The organism is Planctobacterium marinum, from assembly GCF_036322805.1.
Taxonomy (GTDB): Bacteria; Pseudomonadota; Gammaproteobacteria; order Enterobacterales; family Alteromonadaceae; genus Planctobacterium; species Planctobacterium marinum_A.
This window is the reverse complement of sequence record NZ_AP027272.1, coordinates 3,478,335-3,502,292: the sequence shown is the minus strand read 5'-3', so window position 1 is coordinate 3,502,292 and position 23,958 is coordinate 3,478,335. Positions and strand designations below refer to the sequence as shown.

Annotated in this window: 20 protein-coding genes; 14 read left to right on the top strand and 6 right to left on the bottom strand. The window is 46.4% G+C overall.

Going from position 1 to position 23,958, the window contains the following annotated elements:
• Positions 1-1,011 (top strand): DUF4340 domain-containing protein, encoded by a 1,011-nt coding sequence (locus tag AABA75_RS15630; RefSeq protein ID WP_338293595.1) that lies wholly within the window; start codon positions 1-3, stop codon positions 1,009-1,011.
• A 22-nt stretch (positions 1,012-1,033) separates the two neighbouring features.
• Here the strand turns inward: AABA75_RS15630 and AABA75_RS15625 are convergent, their stop codons facing one another.
• Together AABA75_RS15625 and AABA75_RS15620 are read right to left on the bottom strand one after the other, a co-directional pair.
• Positions 1,034-3,544, bottom strand: coding sequence for a PilZ domain-containing protein (locus AABA75_RS15625; RefSeq protein WP_338293594.1), 2,511 nt, complete (start codon positions 3,542-3,544; stop codon positions 1,034-1,036).
• A gap of 28 nt (positions 3,545-3,572) precedes the next feature.
• On the bottom strand, positions 3,573-6,035 hold the full coding sequence (locus AABA75_RS15620) for a PilZ domain-containing protein (protein ID WP_338293593.1): 2,463 nt from the start codon (positions 6,033-6,035) through the stop codon (positions 3,573-3,575).
• Between the two features lie 157 nt (positions 6,036-6,192).
• On the opposite strand from AABA75_RS15620, the gene radA reads away from it, so the two are divergent.
• A complete protein-coding gene (gene radA / locus AABA75_RS15615) occupies positions 6,193-7,545 on the top strand; it encodes a DNA repair protein RadA (protein WP_338293592.1) in 1,353 nt (450 codons plus the stop codon).
• A 505-nt stretch (positions 7,546-8,050) separates the two neighbouring features.
• Here radA and ettA read toward each other — a convergent pair.
• Complete coding sequence (gene ettA / locus AABA75_RS15610; protein WP_338293591.1) at positions 8,051-9,718, bottom strand: energy-dependent translational throttle protein EttA; 1,668 nt, start codon at positions 9,716-9,718, stop codon at positions 8,051-8,053.
• A 250-nt stretch (positions 9,719-9,968) separates the two neighbouring features.
• Between ettA and glyA the strand changes: the two genes are divergently transcribed.
• The 11 genes from glyA to AABA75_RS15555 all read left to right on the top strand — a co-directional run bounded on the left by glyA (position 9,969) and on the right by AABA75_RS15555 (position 19,893).
• The gene (gene glyA, locus AABA75_RS15605; RefSeq protein WP_338293589.1) at positions 9,969-11,225 is read left to right on the top strand and encodes a serine hydroxymethyltransferase; all 1,257 of its coding nucleotides are present in this window, start codon (positions 9,969-9,971) and stop codon (positions 11,223-11,225) included.
• 142 nt (positions 11,226-11,367) lie between these two features.
• Positions 11,368-13,287 carry an alpha/beta hydrolase family protein gene (locus AABA75_RS15600; RefSeq protein WP_338293588.1) on the top strand — a complete coding sequence of 640 codons (1,920 nt, stop codon included), beginning with the start codon at positions 11,368-11,370 and terminating at the stop codon, positions 13,285-13,287.
• 150 nt (positions 13,288-13,437) lie between these two features.
• Entirely contained in the window at positions 13,438-13,794 is a 357-nt protein-coding gene (locus AABA75_RS15595; RefSeq protein WP_338293587.1) for a hypothetical protein, read from the top strand.
• A gap of 134 nt (positions 13,795-13,928) precedes the next feature.
• The gene (gene nrdR, locus AABA75_RS15590) at positions 13,929-14,378 is read left to right on the top strand and encodes a transcriptional regulator NrdR (protein WP_338294869.1); all 450 of its coding nucleotides are present in this window, start codon (positions 13,929-13,931) and stop codon (positions 14,376-14,378) included.
• Positions 14,374-15,489: a bifunctional diaminohydroxyphosphoribosylaminopyrimidine deaminase/5-amino-6-(5-phosphoribosylamino)uracil reductase RibD gene (gene ribD, locus AABA75_RS15585; RefSeq protein ID WP_425325606.1), complete on the top strand. Its 1,116-nt coding sequence runs from the start codon at positions 14,374-14,376 to the stop codon at positions 15,487-15,489. Before nrdR ends, ribD begins: the two co-directional genes overlap by 5 nt.
• A 19-nt stretch (positions 15,490-15,508) precedes the next feature.
• Entirely contained in the window at positions 15,509-16,168 is a 660-nt protein-coding gene (locus AABA75_RS15580) for a riboflavin synthase (protein WP_338293585.1), read from the top strand.
• A 91-nt stretch (positions 16,169-16,259) separates the two neighbouring features.
• Entirely contained in the window at positions 16,260-17,369 is a 1,110-nt protein-coding gene (ribBA, locus tag AABA75_RS15575; RefSeq protein WP_338293584.1) for a bifunctional 3,4-dihydroxy-2-butanone-4-phosphate synthase/GTP cyclohydrolase II, read from the top strand.
• Positions 17,370-17,478: 109 nt separating this feature from the next.
• Entirely contained in the window at positions 17,479-17,952 is a 474-nt protein-coding gene (gene ribH, locus AABA75_RS15570) for a 6,7-dimethyl-8-ribityllumazine synthase (RefSeq protein ID WP_338293583.1), read from the top strand.
• Between the two features lie 2 nt (positions 17,953-17,954).
• Positions 17,955-18,383 carry a transcription antitermination factor NusB gene (gene nusB, locus AABA75_RS15565; RefSeq protein ID WP_338293582.1) on the top strand — a complete coding sequence of 143 codons (429 nt, stop codon included), beginning with the start codon at positions 17,955-17,957 and terminating at the stop codon, positions 18,381-18,383.
• A gap of 12 nt (positions 18,384-18,395) precedes the next feature.
• Positions 18,396-19,358 carry a thiamine-phosphate kinase gene (thiL, locus tag AABA75_RS15560; protein ID WP_338293581.1) on the top strand — a complete coding sequence of 321 codons (963 nt, stop codon included), beginning with the start codon at positions 18,396-18,398 and terminating at the stop codon, positions 19,356-19,358.
• A gap of 31 nt (positions 19,359-19,389) precedes the next feature.
• A complete protein-coding gene (locus AABA75_RS15555; RefSeq protein WP_338293579.1) occupies positions 19,390-19,893 on the top strand; it encodes a phosphatidylglycerophosphatase A family protein in 504 nt (167 codons plus the stop codon).
• Here AABA75_RS15555 and dxs read toward each other — a convergent pair.
• The 3 genes from dxs to AABA75_RS15540 are packed head-to-tail and all read right to left on the bottom strand — an operon-like array spanning position 19,864 to position 22,930.
• Entirely contained in the window at positions 19,864-21,774 is a 1,911-nt protein-coding gene (gene dxs, locus AABA75_RS15550) for a 1-deoxy-D-xylulose-5-phosphate synthase (RefSeq protein WP_338293577.1), read from the bottom strand. The genes AABA75_RS15555 and dxs overlap by 30 nt on opposite strands.
• Before the next feature lie 17 nt (positions 21,775-21,791).
• Positions 21,792-22,673: a polyprenyl synthetase family protein gene (locus AABA75_RS15545; protein WP_338293576.1), complete on the bottom strand. Its 882-nt coding sequence runs from the start codon at positions 22,671-22,673 to the stop codon at positions 21,792-21,794.
• Between the two features lie 2 nt (positions 22,674-22,675).
• The gene (locus AABA75_RS15540) at positions 22,676-22,930 is read right to left on the bottom strand and encodes an exodeoxyribonuclease VII small subunit (RefSeq protein ID WP_338293575.1); all 255 of its coding nucleotides are present in this window, start codon (positions 22,928-22,930) and stop codon (positions 22,676-22,678) included.
• 244 nt (positions 22,931-23,174) lie between these two features.
• Between AABA75_RS15540 and pomA the strand changes: the two genes are divergently transcribed.
• Positions 23,175-23,939, top strand: coding sequence for a flagellar motor protein PomA (gene pomA, locus AABA75_RS15535; RefSeq protein WP_338293574.1), 765 nt, complete (start codon positions 23,175-23,177; stop codon positions 23,937-23,939).
• The last annotated feature ends 19 nt before the right edge of the window (positions 23,940-23,958 follow it).

The following is a 23,958-nucleotide window of genomic DNA, read 5'->3' as shown; positions in this document are numbered from 1 at the left end:
ATGAAAAAAATCAATCTAATTATTGCCATTGTTGCTCTGGTAGCGATTATCGTAGGCTGGTTGTTAGGGTCTGATGAGCGTCAAAGTGAGTTTAGTGCTCAACCGGTGTTCTCTGACTTGCAGCGCCAGATTGAAGCGGTAGACGCTTTTAAGTTAGAGAGCGCAAGTGGCATTATACTCGCCGCGAAAAAGCAAGATGGAAATTGGCTGGCTGAAAATAGCGGTGATTATCCACTGCAAAAAGACCAGGTAGTGCGCTTGTTGAATAATGTCGTACAGGCTGAGTTAAACAGTGCCAAAACCGCTAAACCTGAAAATTTTGCTCGCCTCGGTTTGCAGGACATTGCGCAAAACGACAGCGAGGCAAAACTGCTGACCCTTTTTGCTGCAGAGCAGCAATGGTCTCTGTTGGTGGGGAATACTGCTAGCTCTGGCAATGGTATTTACGTGCGTAAACCCGGAGAAAACCAGACCTGGCTATCAAATACCCCATTGAGTTTGCCTACTGAGCCGAACGCGTGGCTTGAGACGAAAATTCTGGATATCAATCTAGCTGACATCAGCGAAATTTCTCGCACTGATCATTGGCGTATAGTGCGCGAAGCTGTCGATTCAGAAGGTGGTACATCTGGCGAGGCTAAATGGCAATTGGCTGAACTGGAAGAGGGCCGCGCACTGCAATATGACAGCATATTAGAAAATACGGCTGAAAATATTATCAGCTTGAGTTTTGATGCTTTGGCTCACCCGCGTCCCTATGAGATACAAGAGGACAACTTGCAATCGCAGGTTACCATCAAAACCAACTCAAGTGATATCATCACCATGAAGTTATATCGGGTTGATGAAAAGGATCTATTGGTTCTAGATAGCGAGACCTTGGATAGTCGATGGCAACAGTGGGTTTATGAACTCTCTGCGTTTAATGCCGGTAGGCTCAGCCAAAATATTGAAGACTTTTTACAGCCTTTGCCAGAAGCAAGTGTAGACACAGAACCTGAGGGAGATTAAACCGTCTTCAGATTGTATCATTTTACTCAGCAAGCAGGATATGCTTATCCTGCTTCTGATTTTGTTCTATGTGTTGATCAGTGAATCCGTAGCGGCGCATCACCTCATCAGTAATGTCCACTATGTCTCCCGCACCGCAGATGTTCCACAGTTCCTCTTCCAGTTCTTTGGCTTTGTGAGCGGCATAAACGGATACGTAACCTAACTCAGTGCGCAGGATGTCTTGGTCTGGCCGTCCGGTGCGTGAAACAAATACTTTTACCGCATAAAATACACCTACTGACATAGCTTCTACGATAAACGCTCGGCGGGCGTGATCATCTCTGAACTGGTCCATATACTGACCGCGCAGTGTGTCTTCTTCTTTGATGGCGTCGGGTTCGAAAGCGATAAACATTTCTTCCATCACCGGAGGCGCTTTGGACTTTAGCTCTTTGAGTAAATCAAAAACACGTCTTGAGTAATCTCCGGTGGCGGAAAAAAGCGCTTTACAATTCAATGTGTTTTCTTGATCTGCGCCGAAGGAAAACAAGTTTTTAAGACGGTGATGTGAGCTGGGCTCAGTCATTGCGTGGGGCAACATTGTGGCACCTTCTTTGATAATGTAGTAGCCAATATTGAGCACATTTGAGCAGTAAATATTGCGCAGTGCTTCACCCATTCCCGGGATACCTTCGTGCTCTGTGTCGCTCTTCAATTTATTTTTATTGTTTTTCAATAGTTCCGTAAAAAAGATGTGTGCAGGGTGCGGGATCTTTTCCGACTCCTGAAATATTTTGAGGTTGATGATGGTTTTATCTTTAGAAATATTGCGCACTTCATAAGGCAATTCTTTTAACGGAATTTGCTTGGTCATACGCTGTAGCTCGGGAAATGCCACTTCAACAACGGAAAAGTTAACCCCTTCAAAGGTTTGCTTTAATTCAATGCTCAGACCACTGGGTGAGACATCCTCGGTAACGCCTTCGAGCTCGCGTTCGTTAAAAGTGACAATCACTTTGGAGCGCAGTTGGTAACGTGATTCGGCTCTTAAGTTTTGATACTTGAAGCGGTACAGGGCCACTGGATTAATATCTTCGTTTTTATCGTGCGCGAAATTTTTTAATACCGGTAAATGTTTATCCACCAGTTGGCGCCGTTGGTAAGCTTGATTGCTTAACGAATCGGTTACATTGGTGAGCAAAACAACATGGCTAATTTTGTTTAAGGCAGACATAAGTCGCGGAGCGGGTGGAGAGTTTTGTTCTTTAACACTCTCCCCCACGGAGTCGGGTAGGGACAGGGGACGATAACATTGCTCAGGTTTAACGCTCGACATTTGTATCTTGAATACTCGCCAGCTGGCTTTTTTGGAGCCAAAAGCAAAGAACACATCTTGCATCGCCTTTTTCTGGCGCAGTTCGATATGGGTTGCTGAATAGAAAAATACCTGCCCGGATTCGTAGTGATTAAAACTGTATAAATAAGCCTCTTTAAGCGGACTATTGTAGATATCTTTGAGTCGCTTTGGCGTTAATGCTTGGCTGAGCAACAACTGGTTGCTGTCGTCTACCCAGTAAAAAACATGGTCCTTATTGTTGTCGTTAGTGAGCACATAGCGACATTGCATTTGCGCGCCTTCGCTTTCAATAAATATCGGTATAGAGCTAAAGTAAGGTACGTAGTACTGTTCGTAGCTCTTACTGCGAATGGCGTGCAAGGTATTATCAATATTCACTTTATAACGACGTTTATTGCCCTGAATGAAACGCCGTAGAAATTCATCAAACTGTATGTCAGGGGCGCGAATATCGCGCTTAAGTGCTACGTGGTGTTCATGAGCTATTTTCTCGGTTTTGACCACCTCATAACGAATGCCATTTTTTCTATCTAGAGCAAATTCCACTTCCAGCCCGCGGAAAAAAATAGCAAACTGCTCCCCCACCGAAAATTCGTGTTCGGTAACCGCTTTGATTTTTACACCGTTAACCGACATGTCCATGGTATTAGCTTTGATAGTTTTGGGACCAGTTTGCAGTTCCACCCTCACTGTAAAGTTCATACGCTCTTCACTGCGATGGGCTGATTTAGAAAATTGGAAAGCAGGCACCAGATATTTGTCTGGCGAGTCGTCATCTTCCTCAACGTAATACTCTGTTGCGCCAAAGACACTATCGGTTTGAGGGGATAATAGCTTGTTAAGTTTATTTTGCTCGAAGCGGGCCACTTCCTCCATTACGGCTTCGTATACCCCGACAGTATATTGTCCAAATGCACGAATTTGACGTTCAAACACATCTTGTGCAGCATCAGTGAGGTAGTGAATTATCTTATCATTTTCGAAAGGCTGGCAATCGGCGCCTTCGATTTTGCGCATATCCACCGCTTTTTTGCAGGGACGGGCTTGACGTCTTAATTCCAGCTTGAGGATGTGGCGGTGCGGGCGTGGAATCGCCTTGGCGGTGTCATCGACAATTTGATTGAAGTCAGGCTCGTAGACAACGGGTTTGAGCTGCTCAATGATGTCTTTAAATTGTTCTAATTCTTGACTCATCGCGCTGCACCTTTACCTGCGGCCCGGCTCAATCTAAACTCAAACGCACTTTAACTTCGTCGGTAATATCCAACATGTCGGTAAAACTCATGATTTGCCATACGTGATTTTGCAGGGACTGAGCTTTGTGAGGCGCATAGACTTTGATGTAGTTCAACTCCGCACTGATGTTTTCCGGGTCGGGTTTGCCCACTTTGACTAAAAACAGTTTGATGGCATAAAACTGCTGTTCTTTGTCTTCTAATATGCTGCGAATAAAGCTGGTTTTTACCTCCGCATTGGGGAAATCAATGTCTGCTTTTACGTTAAAGGCGTCCGGCCCTTCCAGCTTGGGATTAAAACCAATGTAAACTTCGTGTTGTTTGGGCTTTTCTTGCGACTTTAGATCCCGCATTTCCCGTGTTAGCCAGTTGGCGTGCACATTTTCGTGCCCAAACAGCGGTAAGATATTGAATTGATTGCGTTCCAGCTCACCGTGGGTGAACAGTGGCCACAGCTGGTTGGGTACATCACCACAAACCATCACATCGTGTTTCAGGTTTACCCCATCTTTGGCATAAAACAAAGCCATGTTAAAAATGTTGGCAGCAAAAATATTGCGCAGCGCTTTACTGTGGTTACTGGTATCTTCTGTGATTTTGGCTTCCAGTATATCGCGATTTTGACGGATCAAATCGTTAAAAAACTGTTTACCTTGATGCGGTTTCGTTTCTTTATCGCGATTTTCCAGAATTCTTAAGTGCAGATGGGAGCCGTGCTCACTGACGTTGACCAGCTGATAATTCATGCGATCCAGTTTGTACTTAGTGGTCATGGATTGCAGACCAGGCAAGCTCACTTTGATGAGTGCCCCTTTTCTGGCCGGAAAATCTTCATCCATCTCTATCATCAGGCCACTGTATGAAATATCAACAGTTTTGCCGTCATAATAGCCGTCATTCCACTCGAGACGGGCTTTTTCCGATAGAAAAAAGCTTTGCTCCAGGCGATTGTCCACGTACTTGTATGGATGCACGGTCAAGGCACTGGGCATACTCAGTTTGGGGTGAATGGTTTTACTGATTCGGGGTAAATCCGCTTTGTTGGGAGAGGTGTTCTTAAACTGATTCACCAACTCATCGGTGGTGATGTCCGTTATCAAGGCCACAAACTTGAGCGCTTTGATGTCTGCCATCACTCTCGGCGCAGGGGGCGCATTGAGTTTTTTCACCTTCTCACTTACCGATTCAGGGATCGTCAGTGGGGCATGAGCCTGTTGTGGATGCACATCGGACAGTTGTACTTTAAATACACGCCAGCTATCGCGTTTTGTACCCAAAGCAAAGTAGGAGCTGCGCAGGGTAGGGCTGGTTGCCAATTCTTCTATTGTGGCAGAACAGAAAAAAGTTTTATTCTGTTTGACTTGCTTAAAGCAATACACCAGGAACTCACTGGTTTCTTTATGCATTGCGGTTTTTACTCGTGATGCAGATAGCAGATGTTCAATACGTACCTGGTCGGCTTCATCTGTCCAATACTGCACAAAGTCTTTGTTTACGGTATTAGTCAGCAGAAATTTAGGAAACAACTTTCCTTGTCTGACTCCAAGAAACACCGGAACCGATTCCATGTAGGGCGTGTAATACTGTTCATAAATCTTGGAAACTACGGCTTCTTCGGTGTTTTCTAGATTGATCTTATAACGGCGTTTGTAGCCGTGGATAAACTTTTGCAAAAAGTTATTTACTGAAGAACTTGAGTTTTCAATGTCTCGTTTGAAATTTACCCGTTGCTCGTTACCTTCCTTTTCAATGCGCATCGCTTGAAAGGGGATGGGATTCTTTCTATCCAGCGCATATTCAGTTTCTAAGCCTCGCAGGAATACACCGTATTTTTTATCTTTGAAAAAGGTAACATCTTCATCACATTTAACTCGCATGCCACCCACAGAAATATCCATGGTAGTGGCTTTGATCTTCTTGCCGTCTTCGGAAATGATCTCCACCGCTATTGCAAAGTTCATGCGTTCTTCTTTGCGACTGATCACATGGGAAAACAGAATCGATTGCACTACGTGATCTTGTTTTACTTGTGCAGTTTCTTCCTCGAACTTCTCTTCTGGCTCATCTTTATGCTGAAGAATGGCTTCCTTTTCTTTCTTGTAGATTTGCTTGTAAGTATTTTCGGAGTTGTTTACCGATTCCCAAACACCTACGGTATAACCGCCATACGACATGGTTTCTTCTGCAAATACGCGTTTTGCTGCGTCATCTAGAAAGTGGGTCACCCCTTCATATTCAAAGGGTTTACATTCGCCATCGACTTTGCCTCGCAGATCTACGGGCTTTTTGGTAGGCTGCGCAAGACGTTTGAGCTCCATCTTGATGAGGAACACTTTTTGTTTGGGTACACCAACGGCGTGTTTGGTGACCATTTGCGCAAAGTTAGGCTTATTGACGAACGGCTTTAACTTATCAACAACTTCGCTGTATTCTTCGAGTACTTTATCCATTACGAAGAGTCGAAACCTCTGTGTTTTTTATTATATTACTCAATGTTTCGGCAGAAGGCGCTAAAACATTGAGGGGAATCGATATTTTATACCCTCTTACTTTATTAAAAGTGTCACAATAAAACAATCAATTGATAAGGTTTGTACGACTTAATTTATGAAAAAGAGCAAAACTGCCTACGTTTGTAACGAATGTGGTTCTGAATATTCAAAATGGCAGGGGCAATGCCATGATTGCGGGGCCTGGAACACCATTGTAGAGATGCGAATACCCGCTTCTGGTAACTCCTCAAAGAGCGGGTTTTCAGGTTTAACTCAAGCCAAGGTCGAGACCCTGTCAGAAATTGATTTGCAAACGGTACCTAGATTCAGTTCTGGCTTTGTCGAACTGGATCGCGTTTTGGGCGGCGGCATCGTGCCCGGTTCGGCAATTTTAATCGGCGGCTCCCCCGGCGCGGGAAAGAGTACCCTGTTGTTACAAACTATTTGTCACCTTTCAAAAAGCCAGAATGTACTCTATGTCACCGGTGAGGAATCCCTGCAGCAGGTGGCAATGCGAGCGCAGCGTTTGGGCTTACCCAGCGACAAGGTCAAAGTGCTGGCAGAAACCGAGGTAGAAACCATATGTAAACTGGCTTTAAGTGAAAAGCCCGGTGTCATGGTCATCGACTCGATTCAGGTGATGCATATGGGGGACATTCAATCTGCCCCAGGCAGTGTTTCTCAAGTGCGTGAGTGTGCCGCTTTTCTAACTCGCTTTGCTAAACAAAACAATGTGGCGATGTTTATTGTCGGCCATGTCACCAAAGAAGGCTCTATCGCCGGACCTAAGGTTCTGGAGCATTGCATAGATTGCTCGTTAATGCTGGACGGTGATGCCGACGGCAGATATCGCACTTTGCGAGGTCACAAAAATCGCTTTGGCGCGGTTAATGAGTTGGGGGTTTTTGGCATGACCGAGTCAGGCCTAAAAGAAGTTAAAAATCCCTCCGCCATCTTTCTCAATCGCAGTGAAGAAGCCTCTCCCGGCAGTGCGGTTATGGTGGTGTGGGAAGGAACCAGACCGTTATTGGTAGAGATTCAAGGCCTTGTGGATTACAGCCAGATGGCCAATCCAAGACGCGTCGCTGTGGGATTAGAGCAAAACCGTTTGACTATGTTGTTAGCGGTACTGCATCGCCATGGTGACGTACAAATGAATGATCAAGACGTTTTTGTTAACGTGGTTGGAGGAATTCGTGTCTCGGAAACCAGTGCCGATTTGGCATTATTGGTGGCGTTATTGTCTAGTTTCCGCAATAAAACCTTGCCCAGAGATTTAATTGTATTCGGCGAAGTGGGTTTATCCGGCGAAATCCGTCCGGTGAACAATGGCAGTGAGCGCATATCAGAGGCAAAAAAACACGGCTTCACCCGTGCTATTGTGCCTAAGGCGAATGTACCCAAAAATCCGCAAGGGATTACGGTGGTGGGGGTGAAGAACCTTCAGGAAGCATTGGAGGCGATTTGATATTTTAGTCTGAAGAATCTCAATATCTTTTTTGACTTCTATGGAGCCTCACAGACGCCATCCATGGCTTTTCTGAACCAAATCCCTTTGGTCCACATACCATTTGTGAAATACATCCCTGTATTTCCCTGAAGACAGCTAAAACTGTCCAAATTCATTCCCGATGAATTTGTCTTTTTGCTAAAAAGAAACCGTATGCGAAAGAAAAAGGCTCCCCACATTACGCTTAATCCATTGAAAAACTACAAGTTTCCGTCGTCACGATGCGCGTCCATGCTCAGACGTGACTTGATTTTCGTCCCTGAAAATTACCGGCAACTTGTTTAACGTTTTTCAATGGCGCTTCATGAGGGGAAATGCATAGGTTTATTCACCTTCATGGAATACGACAATATTAGACTTCGTTAGCACATTCACTCTGAGACAATCACTCTGAGATAGTTGATATACAAAAAAAGGCCGCTCAGCATTTACTGGCGGCCTTGGTAGCACTCAATGCGAAGCGTTACTTCGCAATCTTTTTGTATTTCAAACGGTGAGGCTCAACTACATCTTTGCCGAAGTTGTCTTTTAACCAGGCTTCGTAGTCGGTGTAGTTACCTTCGTAAAAGTTGATTTTGCCTTCGTCGCGGTAATCCAGAATGTGGGTAGCGACACGGTCAAGGAACCATCTATCGTGCGAGATAACCATAGCGCAGCCCGGGAATTCCAAAATGGCGTTTTCCAGAGCTCGCAAGGTTTCTACGTCCAGGTCGTTAGTCGGTTCGTCCAACAGCAATACGTTTCCGCCAGCTTTGAGTAATTTAGCCAGGTGCACACGGTTGCGTTCACCACCAGATAAGTCTTTAACAAACTTTTGCTGATCATTGCCTTTAAAGTTAAAGCGGCTGCAGTAGGCGCGGCTGTTTATCTCAAAGTTGTTAATGCGAATGATGTCTTGCTCGTCGGAGATTTCCTGCCATACAGTGCGAGTGTCGTCCATGTGATCGCGGAACTGCTCGACACTGGCAATTTGTACTGATTCACCTAGTTTAATTTCACCACTATCCGGTTGCTCCTGACCGGTTAACATGCGGAACAGAGTGGATTTACCAGCACCGTTAGGACCGATAATACCCACAATAGCACCCTTGGGAATAGAAAAGCTCAAATCATCGATGAGTACACGACCATCGTAGCTTTTCTTCAAATTGACCACGTCGATAACCTGGTCACCCAAACGCTCACCCGGCGGGATAAACAGCTCGTTGGTTTCGTTTCGCTTTTGGTAATCTGAGGTATTCATTTCCTCAAAGCGCGTCATACGAGCTTTGCTTTTTGCCTGACGACCTTTGGGATTACTACGCACCCATTCCAGTTCCTGTTTCATGGATTTAACGCGGGCATTCTCGGTACGCTCTTCCTGCTCGAGACGTTTCTCTTTTTGTTCCAACCAGGTGGAGTAGTTACCTTCCCATGGAATACCGTGGCCACGGTCTAGTTCCAGAATCCAGCCCGCGACATTATCCAAGAAGTAACGGTCGTGGGTAATGGCTACCACAGTACCTTCATAATCATGTAAAAAGCGCTCCAACCATGCCACTGATTCAGCATCCAGGTGGTTAGTAGGTTCGTCCAGCAACAACATATCTGGTTTTTCTAACAGCAAGCGGCACAGGGCAACACGACGGCGCTCACCACCTGACAGTTTACTCACATCTGCATCCCAAGGCGGCAAACGCAAAGCATCAGCGGCGCGCTCAAGGGCGTTATCCAGGTTGTGACCATCTTTACTCTGGATGATGGCTTCCAGTTCACCTTGTTCTTTGGCCAGGGCGTCAAAGTCGGCATCGGGCTGAGCATACTCGGCATACACTTCATCGAGGCGTTTAAGCGCGTGCACCACATCGGCAACCGCTTCTTCGATATTACCGCGCACGTCTTTGCTTTCGTCCAGCTTTGGCTCCTGCGGCAAATAACCCACATTCAAACCAGGTTGGGGACGGGCTTCACCTTCGATTTCGGTATCGATACCCGCCATAATGCGCAATAGGGTGGATTTACCAGCACCATTAAGACCCAACACCCCGATTTTGGCACCGGGGAAAAAGCTTAAAGAGATATCTTTTAATATTTGTCGTTTCGGTGGAACAATCTTGCCCACTCGCGACATGGTGTAAACGTATTGTGACATAGTGATTCTTATGCTCAGTTAGATTGTCCGTATTGTAATCTAAACTGATGGGATAAGTCAGGTTCAAATTTGCTGTCGAAACAAGGTAAATCCTTATCTATGCGATTGCCGTATATCTCAGTGTATATTGATTGCTCAATACGTATGTACAAAATGAAGAAAATCGCTATCATACCCGAATCTTCGAGGCGGGCGCTTGGATTCGTATCCCCCCGGCTTTTGTTTTTCCCTAATACCTGAAGGAAGTGCGATGCTGTCTAAAGACATGAATATTGCTGATTTCGACCCCGAATTGTGGGATGCCATCCAGGCTGAAACTCAGCGTCAAGAACATCATATTGAATTGATTGCCTCAGAAAACTACACCAGCCCACGCGTTTTGCAGGCGCAGGGGTCTCAGCTGACCAACAAGTACGCAGAAGGCTATCCAGGTAAACGTTATTACGGTGGTTGTGAACACGTTGATGTTGCAGAAGAGCTCGCTATCGAACGCGCGAAACAGTTGTTTGGCGCTGATTATGCCAATGTGCAACCTCACTCTGGCTCACAAGCTAACTCCGCTGTATTCATGGCATTGTTAGAAGCCAACGACACGGTATTGGGTATGAGCCTGGCGCACGGTGGTCACTTAACTCACGGCTCCCACGTTAATTTCTCAGGTAAATTATACAAGGCAGTTCAGTACGGTCTGAATGAGGAAACTGGCGAGATCGATTACGAGCAGGTTAAAGCTCTTGCTGAAGAGCACAAACCAAAAATGATCATTGGTGGTTTTTCTGCCTATTCTGGTATCGTTGATTGGGCTAAATTCAGAGAAATCGCTGATAGTGTTGGCGCGTTTTTGTTGGTGGATATGGCGCACGTAGCTGGTTTGGTAGCTGCTGGTGTTTATCCTAACCCGCTGCCTCATGCCCATGTTGTTACAACAACTACCCATAAAACGCTGGCGGGGCCTCGTGGCGGTTTAATTCTTTCTGCTTGTGGTGATGAAGCTATTTACAAGAAGCTCAACAGCGCGGTATTCCCGGGTGGGCAGGGCGGTCCTTTGTGTCACGTTATCGCAGCGAAAGCGGTAGCATTTAAAGAAGCCTTGCAGCCTGAATTTAAAACTTACCAGCAGCAAGTGGTGAAAAATGCCAAGGCGATGTGTAAAGCATTCCAGGATAGAGGCTACAAAATTGTTTCTGACGGTACAGAAAACCATCTGTTTTTGTTGGATTTGATTGATAAAGACATCACAGGTAAAGATGCAGATGCAGCATTGGGCAAAGCCTACATAACGGTAAACAAGAATGCAGTGCCTAACGACCCTCGTTCTCCGTTCGTAACCAGTGGCTTGCGCATTGGTACGCCAGCGATTACCCGTCGTGGATTTGGCGAGGAAGAAGCATCTCAAGTGGCCAATTGGATTTGCGATGTACTGGATAACATCGAAGACGAAGCCAATATTGCCGGAGTCAGAGAGCAAGTTATTGCTTTGTGTGAGCGCTTCCCTGTATACGCTTAGACATTAGCTCGATACTTTTATGTTAAAAGCCAGCGTCAGCTGGCTTTTTTGTAGCAATCCTTTGGTCTATTTAATACAATCCACACCGCTTTAATACACTCACTACCATTCAATACTGTTTCACGATAACCAAGGAGAGGTTGTGAACAAAATAACCCTGTTTTTTATTCTGTTTTTTTTCGGTTTTGTAGTAACTGCCGCTGAAGAACTTGTACCTTTGGAAGTCTTTGGCGCGTTGCCCCAAATTAGTATGATGGAAGTGTCGCCAAGCGGTAATCGCATTGCTTACCGCGTGGCTAAAGACAACAAAGAAATGTATGTCATCTACGATCTGGCTAAAAAAGAAATGGTCACTGGTGTGGATATCTCAAATATACGCCCAAAGCACGCTTGGTTTGTTGATGAAGATACCTTAATAATGGTGACGGTGGACAACACCCGTTTATTCGGTTTCCAAGGACGACACGACATTAGCGCGGCGTTTTCTTTCAAAATCTCTGAAAATCGCATCCGGCAGTTGCTTACTCCCGGAGATGGCATCTATGCGGGGCAAACCAACCTTGGGACAATTGTCGGCTTAAGTAATGATGGGCAATTTGCTTACATGCCGGCTTTTCAGTCCCAAAGTGTCTACAGTTTGATGAAAGTTAGAATATCAGGCAAGCGTACACCGCGTCCGGTTTCAAGAGGGACGCATGATGCAGTTAATTATTTTATTTACAACGATGAGCTGATTGCCCGAGAGCGCTTTGATAATCGTAAAAACCTGCACCGTGTCGAAGTGCGTGAAAATGATGAATGGCGGGAGATATATCGCCAGGAAACCGAAATTCCCACCCGTAGTTTCGAAGGGCTAACGGCTGATTTAAAAAGCCTGGTAATGGTGGCGCAAAATGGCCAAGGTCGTTGGGGCTATTTTACTATGGCACTGGCAGATGGCCAGGTATCGGGACCCTTTTTCGAGGTTGAAGATAAAGATGTCGAATATGTATTGACCGACCACAATCGCATTGTTCATGGTGTTCGTTATTCTGGGTTTAAACCCAGTTATGATTTCTTCGATCCTAAAATCCAGACTGTAGTGGATGGTGTAGCGAAGGATTTACCTGATTATACAGTAACTCTTGTGAGTTATTCACCGGATTGGCAACACATGATCTTTATGATTGAAGGCATAGATAGCCCCGGTGATTTCTACTTTTACACTAAAGGTCAATTTTACTTCATAGCCTCTGGTCGACCTGATATTCCTGCGAATGAAATCAATCAAGTGTTTCAAACTGAAATTAAAGCTCGTGACGGCTTGCGTTTACCGACGCTTTTGACTCTACCTGCTGTTGATGAGCTCAAAAACTTACCTGCTATCATGTTACCCCATGGTGGGCCTGAGTCTTACGATAGAATTGGTTTTGATTGGTTGGCTCAGTATTTCGCCAGTCGTGGTTATCTGGTAATGCAACCACAATTTCGCGGCTCGGAGGGGTTTGGCTTGGAGCTCACATTGAAAGGACGCGGCGAATGGGGTCGTAAGATGCAAGACGACCTCACAGATACCGTTAACACCCTGGTTAAGTCAGGTTATGTCGATCCGGATAGAGTGTGCATTGTGGGTATCAGCTACGGGGGCTATGCGGCCTTGGCTGGCGCCGCTTTTACTCCTGATGTGTATCAGTGCGCTATTTCCATCAATGGTGTGGCTGATCTTGAGCGTATGTTGCGTGACGAGCGCAGAGACTACGGCAAAAATCACTGGGTCGTGGCCTATTGGCAAAAGCTCATTTCTGAGGGCAAAGTGGATGAGGCACATATTAAAGCGATTTCACCCATAAATCACATTGATAAAATTAAAATCCCCGTGCTTTTAGTGCACGGTACTCACGATGAAGTGGTTCCAGATCATCAATCGGAAAACATGTTTGATGAGTTACAGGATGCCGATGTTGATGCGCAATATCTCGAGTTAGAGCAGGCTGATCATTCTCTTAGCAAAGCGCCCCACCGCATGGCTGCTTTGCAGGCTATCGACAAGTTTATTTCCAAACACATACCGGTAAAAAAATAAATGCTAATCTGAGTTCCTGTGCGTGCGCTGACGCAGAGGAACAACTGCTGTTGGCAATAATTGGACTAAATTGCTAGCCTCAGAGCATTCCTTTTCTTGTCATATTCAGTTATGTTGTCAATTAATTTAGCTACTGATAACCAATTATAAATGCCAGTTGTAACACAACTTCCAGACGATAAAAAATTACACGTTTTGTTCCGGGTTGAACCCGGATGCATGGGGCCTGCCGGTATCGATCATATCCAGGATTACTGTAAATACGCGCAACAGCGCGTGCAGAGTCTACATGCCGAATTCGTGAAATGGGAAATCGTCGCTCGAATGAACAAAAAACTCCCGGAAATGCAGTTTCGCGCATTGAATAAAAATCTCACTCACGATCAGGCTGAAAAGTACCTGGCAGTGTTCGGTCAAAATCTGGAAGAGTTTGAAGAACATCTGCACGATATGCTTGCCTTGCTGGTGGACGAATTTTGGGAAAAGGACGTTAAACGAGGTTTGTAATGGGGGATTGACAGATGGGATGTATGTCATCGTCTACACGCCTTCCTCTTTTGGCCAATCCAAGGCTTGAAAATAGGGTTTAAGCACCTATATTGCCTATACCACAAGACACGCTTTTTCAGGTTATCACCCGTATGATTTGTCCTTTTTGCATGACCCAGGAAACCAAAGTTATTGATTCTCGTTTGGTTTCCGAAGGGGCTCAGGTGCGCCGTCGCAGGGAATGCACGCAATGCCACGAGCGCTTTACCACATTTGAAGTGGCCGAACTGGTGATGCCAAGAATTGTGAAACGAGACGGTACCCGCGAGCCATATAATGAGGACAAACTGCGTGCAGGTATGCAGCGTGCACTGGAAAAACGCCCGGTGAATACCGAAAAAATAGAACAAAGTATTCACCATATTAAATCTCACTTACGTGGTACCGGAGAGCGGGAGGTCAGTAGTGAGCTGGTGGGTAATCTGATCATGGCGGAACTCATTGAGTTGGACAAAGTGGCTTATGTGCGCTTTGCCTCCGTTTACCGCTCCTTTGAAGATATCAAAGAGTTCGGCGAGGCGATTGCCCGGTTGGGAGATTAATATGTTCTCTGCAATCGACGCCAAACACATGGCAAGAGCGATTGAACTTGCTAAAAGAGGCATATTTACCACCAGCCCTAATCCCAATGTCGGCTGTGTGATCGTATCTGCAAATGGCGATGTTCTGTCTGAAGGCTTTCATCAAAAAGCCGGAGAGGCCCATGCTGAGGCCGCCGCACTCGCCAGTAGCGCCGAATCGGTGGCAGGGGCTACTGTCTATGTTACCCTCGAGCCCTGTTCCCATTATGGCCGCACTCCGCCCTGTAGTGATGCACTGATCAATACGGGTATAAAACGCGTTGTCGTGGCAATGCAAGATCCCAATCCCAAGGTGGCAGGCCGCGGCTTGAAAAAGCTGCGGGACGCCGGGATTCAGGTGGATGTTGGCTTGATGGAAGCTGCAGCCAAAGAACTCAATACCGGTTTTATAAAACGCCAATTGCAAGGTATGCCAAAAGTGACCTTAAAAATGGCTGCGTCGCTGGATGGTAAAACGGCCCTTTCAAATACTCAAAGTAAGTGGATAACTGGTGCGGCGGCGCGTCGAGATGTTCAGCGTCACAGAGCCATGAGTTGCGCCATAATTAGCGGCTCGGGAACCGTGCTGGCAGATGACCCATCACTCAATGTGCGTCCTGAAGAATTGCCGGAGCATGTAAATACAGGTTGTACAGGTGAGATAAGGCAACCTTTGCGGGTGATCCTGGATGGTAGAAATCAACTGCATAGTAAACTAAAGGTTTTTGCAGATAACAATGTTCTGGTGATCAATTTGTCGCCTAATGTCGAATTATCAGAAGCCGATATTAAACAGTGGCAAGCGCCAGTCCAAAACGGAAAAATTGATTTACGGGCAGTCTTGGCTCACCTTGCGCAGATGCAGCTAAATGACATTTGGCTAGAAGCAGGAAGCCGATTAGCAGGGGCATTTATCGCAGCGGAATTAGTAGACTCCTTTATTCTCTATCTTGCACCTAAACTGATGGGGCATAGTGGCTTCAGCTTAGTTGAGTTACCTGCGTTTGAGAAAATGGAACAGGTGCCGGAACTTCATATTACAGAAACTAAAATGGTGGGTGACGATATAAAAATCGTGGCTCACTTTCGCTAATTTATCCCGAGAGGTTAAAGTGTTTACTGGAATTATTGAATCAGTAGGGAGCATTGCTTCCATGCAGGCCCGAGGCAGTGACATGCGGGTAGCCATTAGCACCGGCAAACTAGATATGTCGGACGTACAATTAGGTGACAGTATCGCTACCAATGGGGTTTGCCTTACCGTCGTCGAATTTTCTTCAGGACACTATGTGGCAGATGTATCCATGGAAACTATCAAGCGCACCGGATTTGCTAACTATTCCCAAGGCATGGCGGTCAATCTTGAAAAAGCTCTGATGGCCACATCTCGCTTGGGGGGGCATATTGTCAGTGGTCATGTTGATGGGGTGGGGGAAATTGCCAGCATCGAAAACGCCGGACAAACCTGGGAAATTTGGCTAAAAGCCCCTGATAATCTGGCTAAATACATCGCTGAAAAAGGTTCAATTACGGTGGATGGTGTCAGTCTCACGGTAAATGATGTGGATGGTGCTAAATTTAAATTAACTCTGGTGCCCCATACCTTGCAAGAAACCATCATTCAGCATTATCAAGCTGGTACCAAGGTAAATTTGGAAGTGGACGTAATTGCCCGCTACCTGGAACGCCTGATGTTAGGCGATAAAGCTGCGCAAAGTCAGTCTGGCGATATCAATTTGGCATTTTTAGCTGAAAATGGTTATTTGCGATAGTACAATTCGCCACCATTCATTGCATAAACAAAAAAACAGACTGGTGTGATTGTTAATCTGAATCAGTCGAGAACCCTACAGTAAAGAATTTATGTCACTAAATAGCACCGAAGAAATACTCGAAGATATTCGCAACGGCAAGATGGTTATCCTGATGGATGATGAAGATCGCGAAAACGAAGGCGACCTCATTATGGCCGCAGAGCACATTACGCCTGAAGCCATCAATTTTATGGTGACGCACGCCAGAGGACTTGTCTGTTTACCCATGACGCGCGACCGCTGCGAAACCCTTAAATTGCCTCTGATGGTGGATAACAATGGGGCGCAATTCTCCACAAACTTTACCGTTTCAATTGAAGCCGCTGAAGGCGTAACAACGGGTATTTCTGCTGCTGACAGGGCACGAACCATCTTAGCCGCGGTGGCGCCTGACGCCGTAGCTGCCGATATTGTTCAGCCTGGACATATATTTCCTTTGATTGCCAAAGAGGGAGGTGTGTTGAATCGCGCGGGTCACACTGAGGCTGCGGTTGATTTAGCTCGGCTTGCAGGTTGTGAACCTGCCGGTGTTATCGTGGAAATACTCAATGAAGACGGCACCATGGCGCGCCGCCCCGAGCTTGAAGCCTTTGCCAAAAAGCACGATTTGAAATTGGGTACTATTGCTGATTTGATTGAGTATAGAAATATCAATGAAGCTACGGTTGAGCAAGTGGCTACATGTAACTTACCTACTGAGTTTGGCGAGTTTCGTTTGGCAACCTTCAAAGATACCATCGACAACCAGGTGCACTTTGCCTTGTGTAAGGGCGACATTACCCCTGATGAGCCAACACTTGTGCGTGTTCACTTGCGCAACACCTTCAGCGATGTGCTGGGTTCGGGGCGTTCTATCGACCGTTCCATGGATTTACCGCAAGCCATGCAGCGTATCGCCAATGATGGCGGCGTATTGCTCATTCTGGGCCGCGAAGAGAGCAGTGATGAGCTGGTTCGCGTGGTAAAGCAGTTTGAAGCAGAGGATAAAGGCGAAAAGCCAGTTACTAACTTGTGGAAGGGCACTTCCAGAACCGTTGGTGTCGGCTGTCAAATCTTAAAAACTTTGGGCGTTCAAAAAATGCGCTTGCTTAGTAAACCTGTTAAATATCATGCACTTTCTGGTTATGGCCTGGAAGTGGTAGAAACAATCTCGGAATAAAGAGCTCAAGGCCTGTTGGCCTTGATAGAAATAGTACAAAAAATCCGGTGAAGCTGTGGTAGAATCCGCGCCTGAAAATTTCCGGATGATTAATTGAGGCAACTTTAATATGAATATTGTGGAAGGCAACATCAGAGCCACGGGTAAAAAATTCGCTATTGTGGTTTCGCGTTTCAACAGTTTTGTTGTAGATCACCTTGTTGAAGGGGCTATCGACACACTGGAAAGAGCGGGTGAAGTCAATGAGCAAGATATCACGGTAGTTAAAGTTCCGGGTGCCTATGAGCTACCTTTAGTGGCTAAAAAAGCCGCTGAAAGTGGTAAGTTTGACGCCATTATCGCAATTGGTGCAGTCATACGTGGTGGCACGCCTCACTTTGATTTTGTTGCTGGTGAATGTAATAAAGGTCTGGCTCAAGTGTCTCTGGAATACGGCATTCCGGTAGCCTTTGGCGTGATCACAGTTGACAGCATCGAGCAAGCTATTGAGCGTTCTGGCACTAAAGCCGGAAATAAAGGTGCAGAAGCGGCCCATTCAGCCCTTGAAATGGTCAATGTCATCGACCAGTTAGCTGGAGCGTAACTGTGAAGGTAGCAGGACGTAAAAAGGCCAGAGAACTGGCCATGCAGGCCATTTATTCGTGGCAAATGACGGGCAATCCCGTAAGCGAAATCGAACTTAACATCGCCACTCAGCAAGATATGAATAAAGTTGACATGAGCTTCTTTCAAGCTGCATTAAACTATGTCGCGGAGCATGTTGACGAGCTAGACGAAGCTTACAAGCTTTACGTTACGGATCGCCCTCTGAGTGAAATCGACCCAATTGAAAAAGCTATCTTGCGTCTTGCCACCTTTGAACTGACACAGCGCATCGATGTGCCCTATAAAGTGGTTATCAACGAAGCAATTGAACTTGGTAAGCAATTTGGCGCAGCTGACAGTCACAAGTTTATTAACGGTGTGCTGGACAAAGCAGTACGCTTGTTACGCAAGGATGAAGTGCCACGCTAACGCGGTGATACAGTGAAAGAATTCGATATTATTAAAAATTACTTCTTATCCAGAAGTTATCAGCGCAAGGATGTGCAACTGGGTATCGGTGACGATTGTGCTTTGACGACAGTACCGGAAGGGCAACAGTTAGTTACCACAACCGATACGCTTGCAGAAAGCGTGCATTTCCCTAAAGGAACCTCCGGTAGAGCCGTTGCTCACAAAGCCTTGTCCGTCAACTTAAGTGATTTGGCTGCCATGGGAGCCGAACCCGCCTGGATCAGTTTATCGCTGTCTATTCCTGAGTATGACGAAGCCTGGTTGCGAGATTTTTCCTTGTGTTTGCAAGAACTCACCGACTATTACTCTATTCAACTAATCGGTGGCGATACGGTGCAGGGGCCTCTATCGATTACCATTACTGCTCAGGGTTTTGTACCTCAAGGGCAGGCGCTGATGCGCTCTAAAGCCAAACCAGGTGACTGGATTTATGTCACCGGAACCTTGGGCGATGCCGGTTTAGGTCTTGAGCTGCTACAAACCGAAAAAGCGGCAGAACCTATGCACCGCAATTACCTTATCAATCGACTCAACTTTCCCTCACCGCGATTAATGGTTGGGACAACGCTGAGACGTTTGGCAACCACTTGTATTGATCTGTCAGATGGTTTGAAGTCAGATGTACAACATATTCTGTTCGCCTCTCAAACCGGTGCGGTCATTAATGTTGAGCAATTGCCATTATCAGAGGCGATGCTGGCCACTGTGGGCAAAGACGAGGGAATTCGTTATGCGCTTACAGCAGGCGATGACTACGAGTTATTGTTTACGGTGTCAGAAGAGCAAAAGGGCAGCCTGGAAGTGGCTCTGGCTAATTGTAATGTATCAGCCACTTGCATAGGTCGAATCAACGGTGTGCAGGAAAAACTGGAACTGCAACGGGGCGACAAGCCATATCAGCTGCCTGAAACGGGGTTTCAACATTTTAGCTAGTGGCCAATAGCGCTACTTTTTAGGGTACACCATGGATAAAGCCACTAAAAAAGCGGCGCTCAAAAAACTTAAACTGTCTAACCCATGGCACTTTTTAGCCCTTGGGTTTGGTACCGGTCTGGCGCCATTTATGCCCGGTACTTTTGGTACCCTGGCGGCGATTCCCTTGGTATTTTTGTTGCCTTTGATGCCTCTATTTGGGCAGCTTTGTCTGGTGTTAGTCTTGACCCTGATCGGTATTCGTATTTGTGACATTGCCTCAAGGGATATGGGGGTGCATGATCACTCGGCTATTGTGTGGGACGAAGTGGTGGGTATGCTGATCACCATGTTGGCAGTGCCGCTGACGGCCATCAATCTACTTGTGGGATTTGTGATATTTCGTTTGTTCGACATCATCAAACCCTGGCCCATCCGCTACTGCGACAAGCATGTTCACGGTGGGTTTGGGATCATGTTGGATGATGTACTAGCGGGAATGTTCTCTTTGGCCAGTATGCAATTGTTATTGCATTTTCAGCTGCTTAACTTCTGATCCAGACTCAAGCCCTAAAGCTGACAAACTCTCAGTAATTTTAGCTACGATGCCTTCGCAATCCAAGCCTAACTCCTGATACATTTCCTGCTGTGTACCTTGCATAATAAATTCATCGGGCAAGCCAATATTTAATACTTTTACCAGCTGTGGTTGGGTATTTACAAATTCTGCCACTGCACTGCCGGCGCCGCCTGCGATTGCATTGTCTTCCAGTGTTACCAGCAGAGAGTGAGAGCTTAAAACCCCTTTGATAGCAGCTTCATCCAAGGGCTTCACGAAACGCATATCAATCAGGGTTGCGTCCAGCTGTTGTGCTGCTGCTTCGGCATTTGGCAGTAAAGTACCAAAGTTTAAAATGGCGACTTGTTTGCCTTGTCGTAGCGATCTGGACTCACCGATTGCTAATTGGGTCATGTCACTGGACACCGCAATACCTTTACCAGCACCGCGCGGATAGCGCACCGCAGCAGGTTGCTTGAGCAGGTGACCGGTGTAGAGCATATCGCGACAATCTTGTTCGTCAGCGGGTGTCATGACTACCATGTTAGGGATACAACGCAGATAGGAAATGTCGAAAGCGCCTTGATGGGTAGGGCCATCTGCACCTACGATCCCCGCTCTATCTATGGCAAACAGGACAGGTAGATTCTGCAAAGCAACATCGTGAATAAGCTGATCATAGGCCCGCTGTAAGAAGGTAGAGTAAATAGCCACGACCGGATTGAGACCGTCAATGGCAAGACCGGCCGCCAAGGTCACCGCATGCTGCTCAGCGATAGCAACATCAAAATACTGTTCAGGATACTGCTGTGAAAACTGCACCAAACCTGACCCTTCTCGCATAGCGGGGGTAACGCCCATTAACTTGGGATCCCGGGCCGCCATGTCGCAGATCCAGTCGCCAAAGATTTTGCTAAAGGTTGGTGCACTTGGCGCTGCTTTGGGTAATTGGTTATCAGCCGGATTAAACTTGGGCACGGCGTGGAATTTAATGGGATCTTTTTCCGCGACTTCGTAGCCTTTGCCTTTTTTGGTCACCACGTGCAAAATCTGTGGCCCGCTGAGGTTGCGCATATTGCTTAAAGTGTCCACTACGCCATTGACGTCATGGCCATCTATTGGGCCGATGTAATTGAAGCCTAGTTCCTCAAAAATAGTACCGGGTACCACCATGCCTTTGATGTGCTCTTCGGCACGGCTGGCAAATTCTTTGATGGGTGGCACGTTAGACAATAGCTTTTTACCACCATCTCGGATGGAGTTGAAAAAGCTACCTGTCAGTAATCGCGCCAGATGGCTGTTCAAAGCCCCGACATTCTCAGAAATGGACATTTCATTATCGTTGAGGATCACCAACATATCTTTGCTGATATCACCACCGTGATTCAAGGCTTCAAAAGCCATTCCTGCGGTCATGGCTCCATCGCCAATAACTGCAACGACTTTGCGATTGCGGTTTTCCTTTTCAGCAGCGATGGCCATGCCTAATGCGGCAGAGATTGAGGTAGACGAGTGTCCAACGGCAAAGGTGTCGTATTCACTTTCTGGTGGCCAAGGAAAAGGGTGCAATCCCCCTTTTTTACGGATGCTGGTGATGCGCTCTTTCCGGCCAGTCAGGATCTTATGGGGATAAGCCTGATGACCAACATCCCAGATTAGCCTGTCAAATGGGGTGTTGTAGACATAGTGTAACGCTACTGTTAGTTCAACCGTGCCCAACCCGGAAGCAAAATGACCACTACTTTGGCTGACACTCGCTAACAAATAAGCCCGTAACTCATCCGCCACTTGCCGGAGATCTTCTTTGGGTAACAATCTCAAATCATCAGGAGTGTGAACTTTAGCCAATAAAGGGTAGTGGGAAATATCCAGCGTCATTTTAGGTATGTAATGCCTTAGTGGTTGCGACTAAATAAGTAATCGGTGAATGATAGCAAAGTTTCGCTATTGTAAGGTAGTGATTGTAGCGCTTGTGTTGCTTCATTGTGCAATTGCTGCAAATATTCTTTTGCGCCCTCAAGACCCATAAGTACGGGGTAGGTACTTTTTTCTGCCTCTGCATCGGAGCCTTGCGGCTTGCCAAGTTGCGCCGTGTCACCTTCCACATCCAGGATGTCATCCATCACTTGAAAACCCAGTCCGACAGCATCAGCAAATTGTTGCAGTTGCAGGTGTTGCGCTTTTGTCAGACTTGCTAAATGGCCAGGGTACATAATACTGGCATTGAGCAGTGCACCCGTTTTCATTCGGTGCATTTGCTCTAACGCTTGTTTGTCGGTGTGTTTCCCTGCCTGGTGCAAATCTACAGCCTGGCCGCCACACATACCCGCCAGGCCGGAAGCGCGACTCAACACCTTGATGGCTTGCAAAGCTTCTGTTGCTCTGAGGCTGTCAGAATGACTAATTAGCTCAAACGCGAGGGTTTGCAAGGCATCCCCTGCCAAGATTGCAGTAGCTTCACCGTAAATTACATGGCAAGTTGGCTTTCCTCTACGTAGGTGATCATCATCCATTGCGGGCAAATCATCATGGATCAGTGAATAGGTATGAACGCATTCGAGCGCTGCAGCATAAGTAAGCAGTTTATCTTCCGGGACTTTGAACATCTCGCCAATGGCTAATACCAGGAAGGGACGCACGCGTTTACCGCCAGCGAACAGACTGTAAGTCATTGCTTCCTTGAGGTTGCCGGGTAGATTGGGATATTCATCCAATGCCGTTTGTAACAGGTTGGTTACCGAATCGGCATATACTTTTGCAGCGCTTTGCCAGCTCATAATTACGGATTCTGTGTGTCTGGGATATCGAAATCTTGCAGTTCGTTACCTTCATCCGATTGAGTCAGGATTTTAACGCGCTGCTCAGCGGACTTTAGTTTTTCTTCGCAATGCTTAACTAATTTGATCCCCTGTTCAAATGAACTCAGCGCTTCTTCCAGCGGTAATTCACCTTTTTCCATGGCGGTGACAATATTTTCTAACGAAGCCAACGAGTCTTCGAAGCTGTTCTGTGATGTTGTGTTATCTGTTGCCATTAGATTTACTTGTTGCCGTTGCGAACGCGCAAGATACATAAGCCATTACCGAGGGTCAATCAAAATAACCCGGGTGAAAAATTTGCTGGATCTGAGCACTATTGAAAATAAATTACTTTTATTCCTCTGGAAAAATGTCACTTTGCCGATAGAATGGTTGTTAAGTCAGCAACTTAAAGAAGAATTCCAGCGGCTCAGGCCCAAACAGCTGACAAGATTTAATTGATTATTCGGGGAGGACAGTGTGGATCTAGCAACGCTAATCGGCATTATAGGCGCCATTGGTTTTGTAGTAATGTCCATGGTCATGAGTGGTGAGATGGGCATGTTCATTAACGTGCCCTCGTTACTGATTGTTTTTGGTGGCACGATATTCGTGGTTCTCTCCCAAGTGACATTAGGGCAATTCTTCGGTGCAGGGAAAATCGCCGCCAAAGCCTTTATGTTTAAAATTGAAGCTCCCGATGAACTTATTCAAAAAATCGTAGAAATGGCCGATGCTGCCCGTAAAGGCGGCTTTCTTGCGCTAGAAGAAGCGGAAATCGAAAACGAGTTTATGCAAAAAGGCGTGGACATGTTGGTGGATGGTCACGATATCGATGTGGTGCGCACTACCTTGCATAAAGACATTTCTCTGACGACTGAACGTCATGAGTTTGGCGCCACTATCTTCAAAGGCATGGGGGATGTCGCGCCAGCTATGGGAATGATCGGTACGTTGATTGGATTGGTTGCCATGCTTTCCAGCATGGACGACCCAAAGGCGATCGGACCGGCAATGGCGGTTGCGCTATTAACCACTCTGTATGGTGCCTTTTTTGCCAACGTTATTTGTCTACCTATTGCCACCAAATTGAAAAATCGTACCGATGAAGAAAAAATCAATCAAAGTCTGGTACTGGATGGCATCATTGGTATTGCCGATGGCCAAAACCCAAGAGTTATCGAAGGGATTTTGAAAAGTTACTTAGCGTCAACTAAACGCGGCGCGGCCACGCCTGACGATTAACGGTATAGGGTAACCGAGA

Bases quoted from the DNA above. Each gene is read 5' to 3' on its own strand.
- AABA75_RS15630 (WP_338293595.1), top strand. From the start codon at position 1: ATGAAAAAAATCAATCTAATTATTGCCATTGTTGCTCTGGTAGCGATT.
- glyA (WP_338293589.1), top strand. From the start codon at position 9,969: ATGCTGTCTAAAGACATGAATATTGCTGATTTCGACCCCGAATTGTGG.
- dxs (WP_338293577.1), bottom strand. From the start codon at position 21,774: ATGACGCTGGATATTTCCCACTACCCTTTATTGGCTAAAGTTCACACT.
- AABA75_RS15625 (WP_338293594.1), bottom strand. From the start codon at position 3,544: ATGAGTCAAGAATTAGAACAATTTAAAGACATCATTGAGCAGCTCAAA.
- nrdR (WP_338294869.1), top strand. From the start codon at position 13,929: ATGATTTGTCCTTTTTGCATGACCCAGGAAACCAAAGTTATTGATTCT.
- AABA75_RS15540 (WP_338293575.1), bottom strand. From the start codon at position 22,930: ATGGCAACAGATAACACAACATCACAGAACAGCTTCGAAGACTCGTTG.
- radA (WP_338293592.1), top strand. From the start codon at position 6,193: ATGAAAAAGAGCAAAACTGCCTACGTTTGTAACGAATGTGGTTCTGAA.
- AABA75_RS15545 (WP_338293576.1), bottom strand. From the start codon at position 22,673: ATGAGCTGGCAAAGCGCTGCAAAAGTATATGCCGATTCGGTAACCAAC.
- AABA75_RS15620 (WP_338293593.1), bottom strand. From the start codon at position 6,035: ATGGATAAAGTACTCGAAGAATACAGCGAAGTTGTTGATAAGTTAAAG.
- ribH (WP_338293583.1), top strand. From the start codon at position 17,479: ATGAATATTGTGGAAGGCAACATCAGAGCCACGGGTAAAAAATTCGCT.
- AABA75_RS15555 (WP_338293579.1), top strand. From the start codon at position 19,390: ATGGATAAAGCCACTAAAAAAGCGGCGCTCAAAAAACTTAAACTGTCT.
- ribBA (WP_338293584.1), top strand. From the start codon at position 16,260: ATGTCACTAAATAGCACCGAAGAAATACTCGAAGATATTCGCAACGGC.
- ettA (WP_338293591.1), bottom strand. From the start codon at position 9,718: ATGTCACAATACGTTTACACCATGTCGCGAGTGGGCAAGATTGTTCCA.
- AABA75_RS15595 (WP_338293587.1), top strand. From the start codon at position 13,438: ATGCCAGTTGTAACACAACTTCCAGACGATAAAAAATTACACGTTTTG.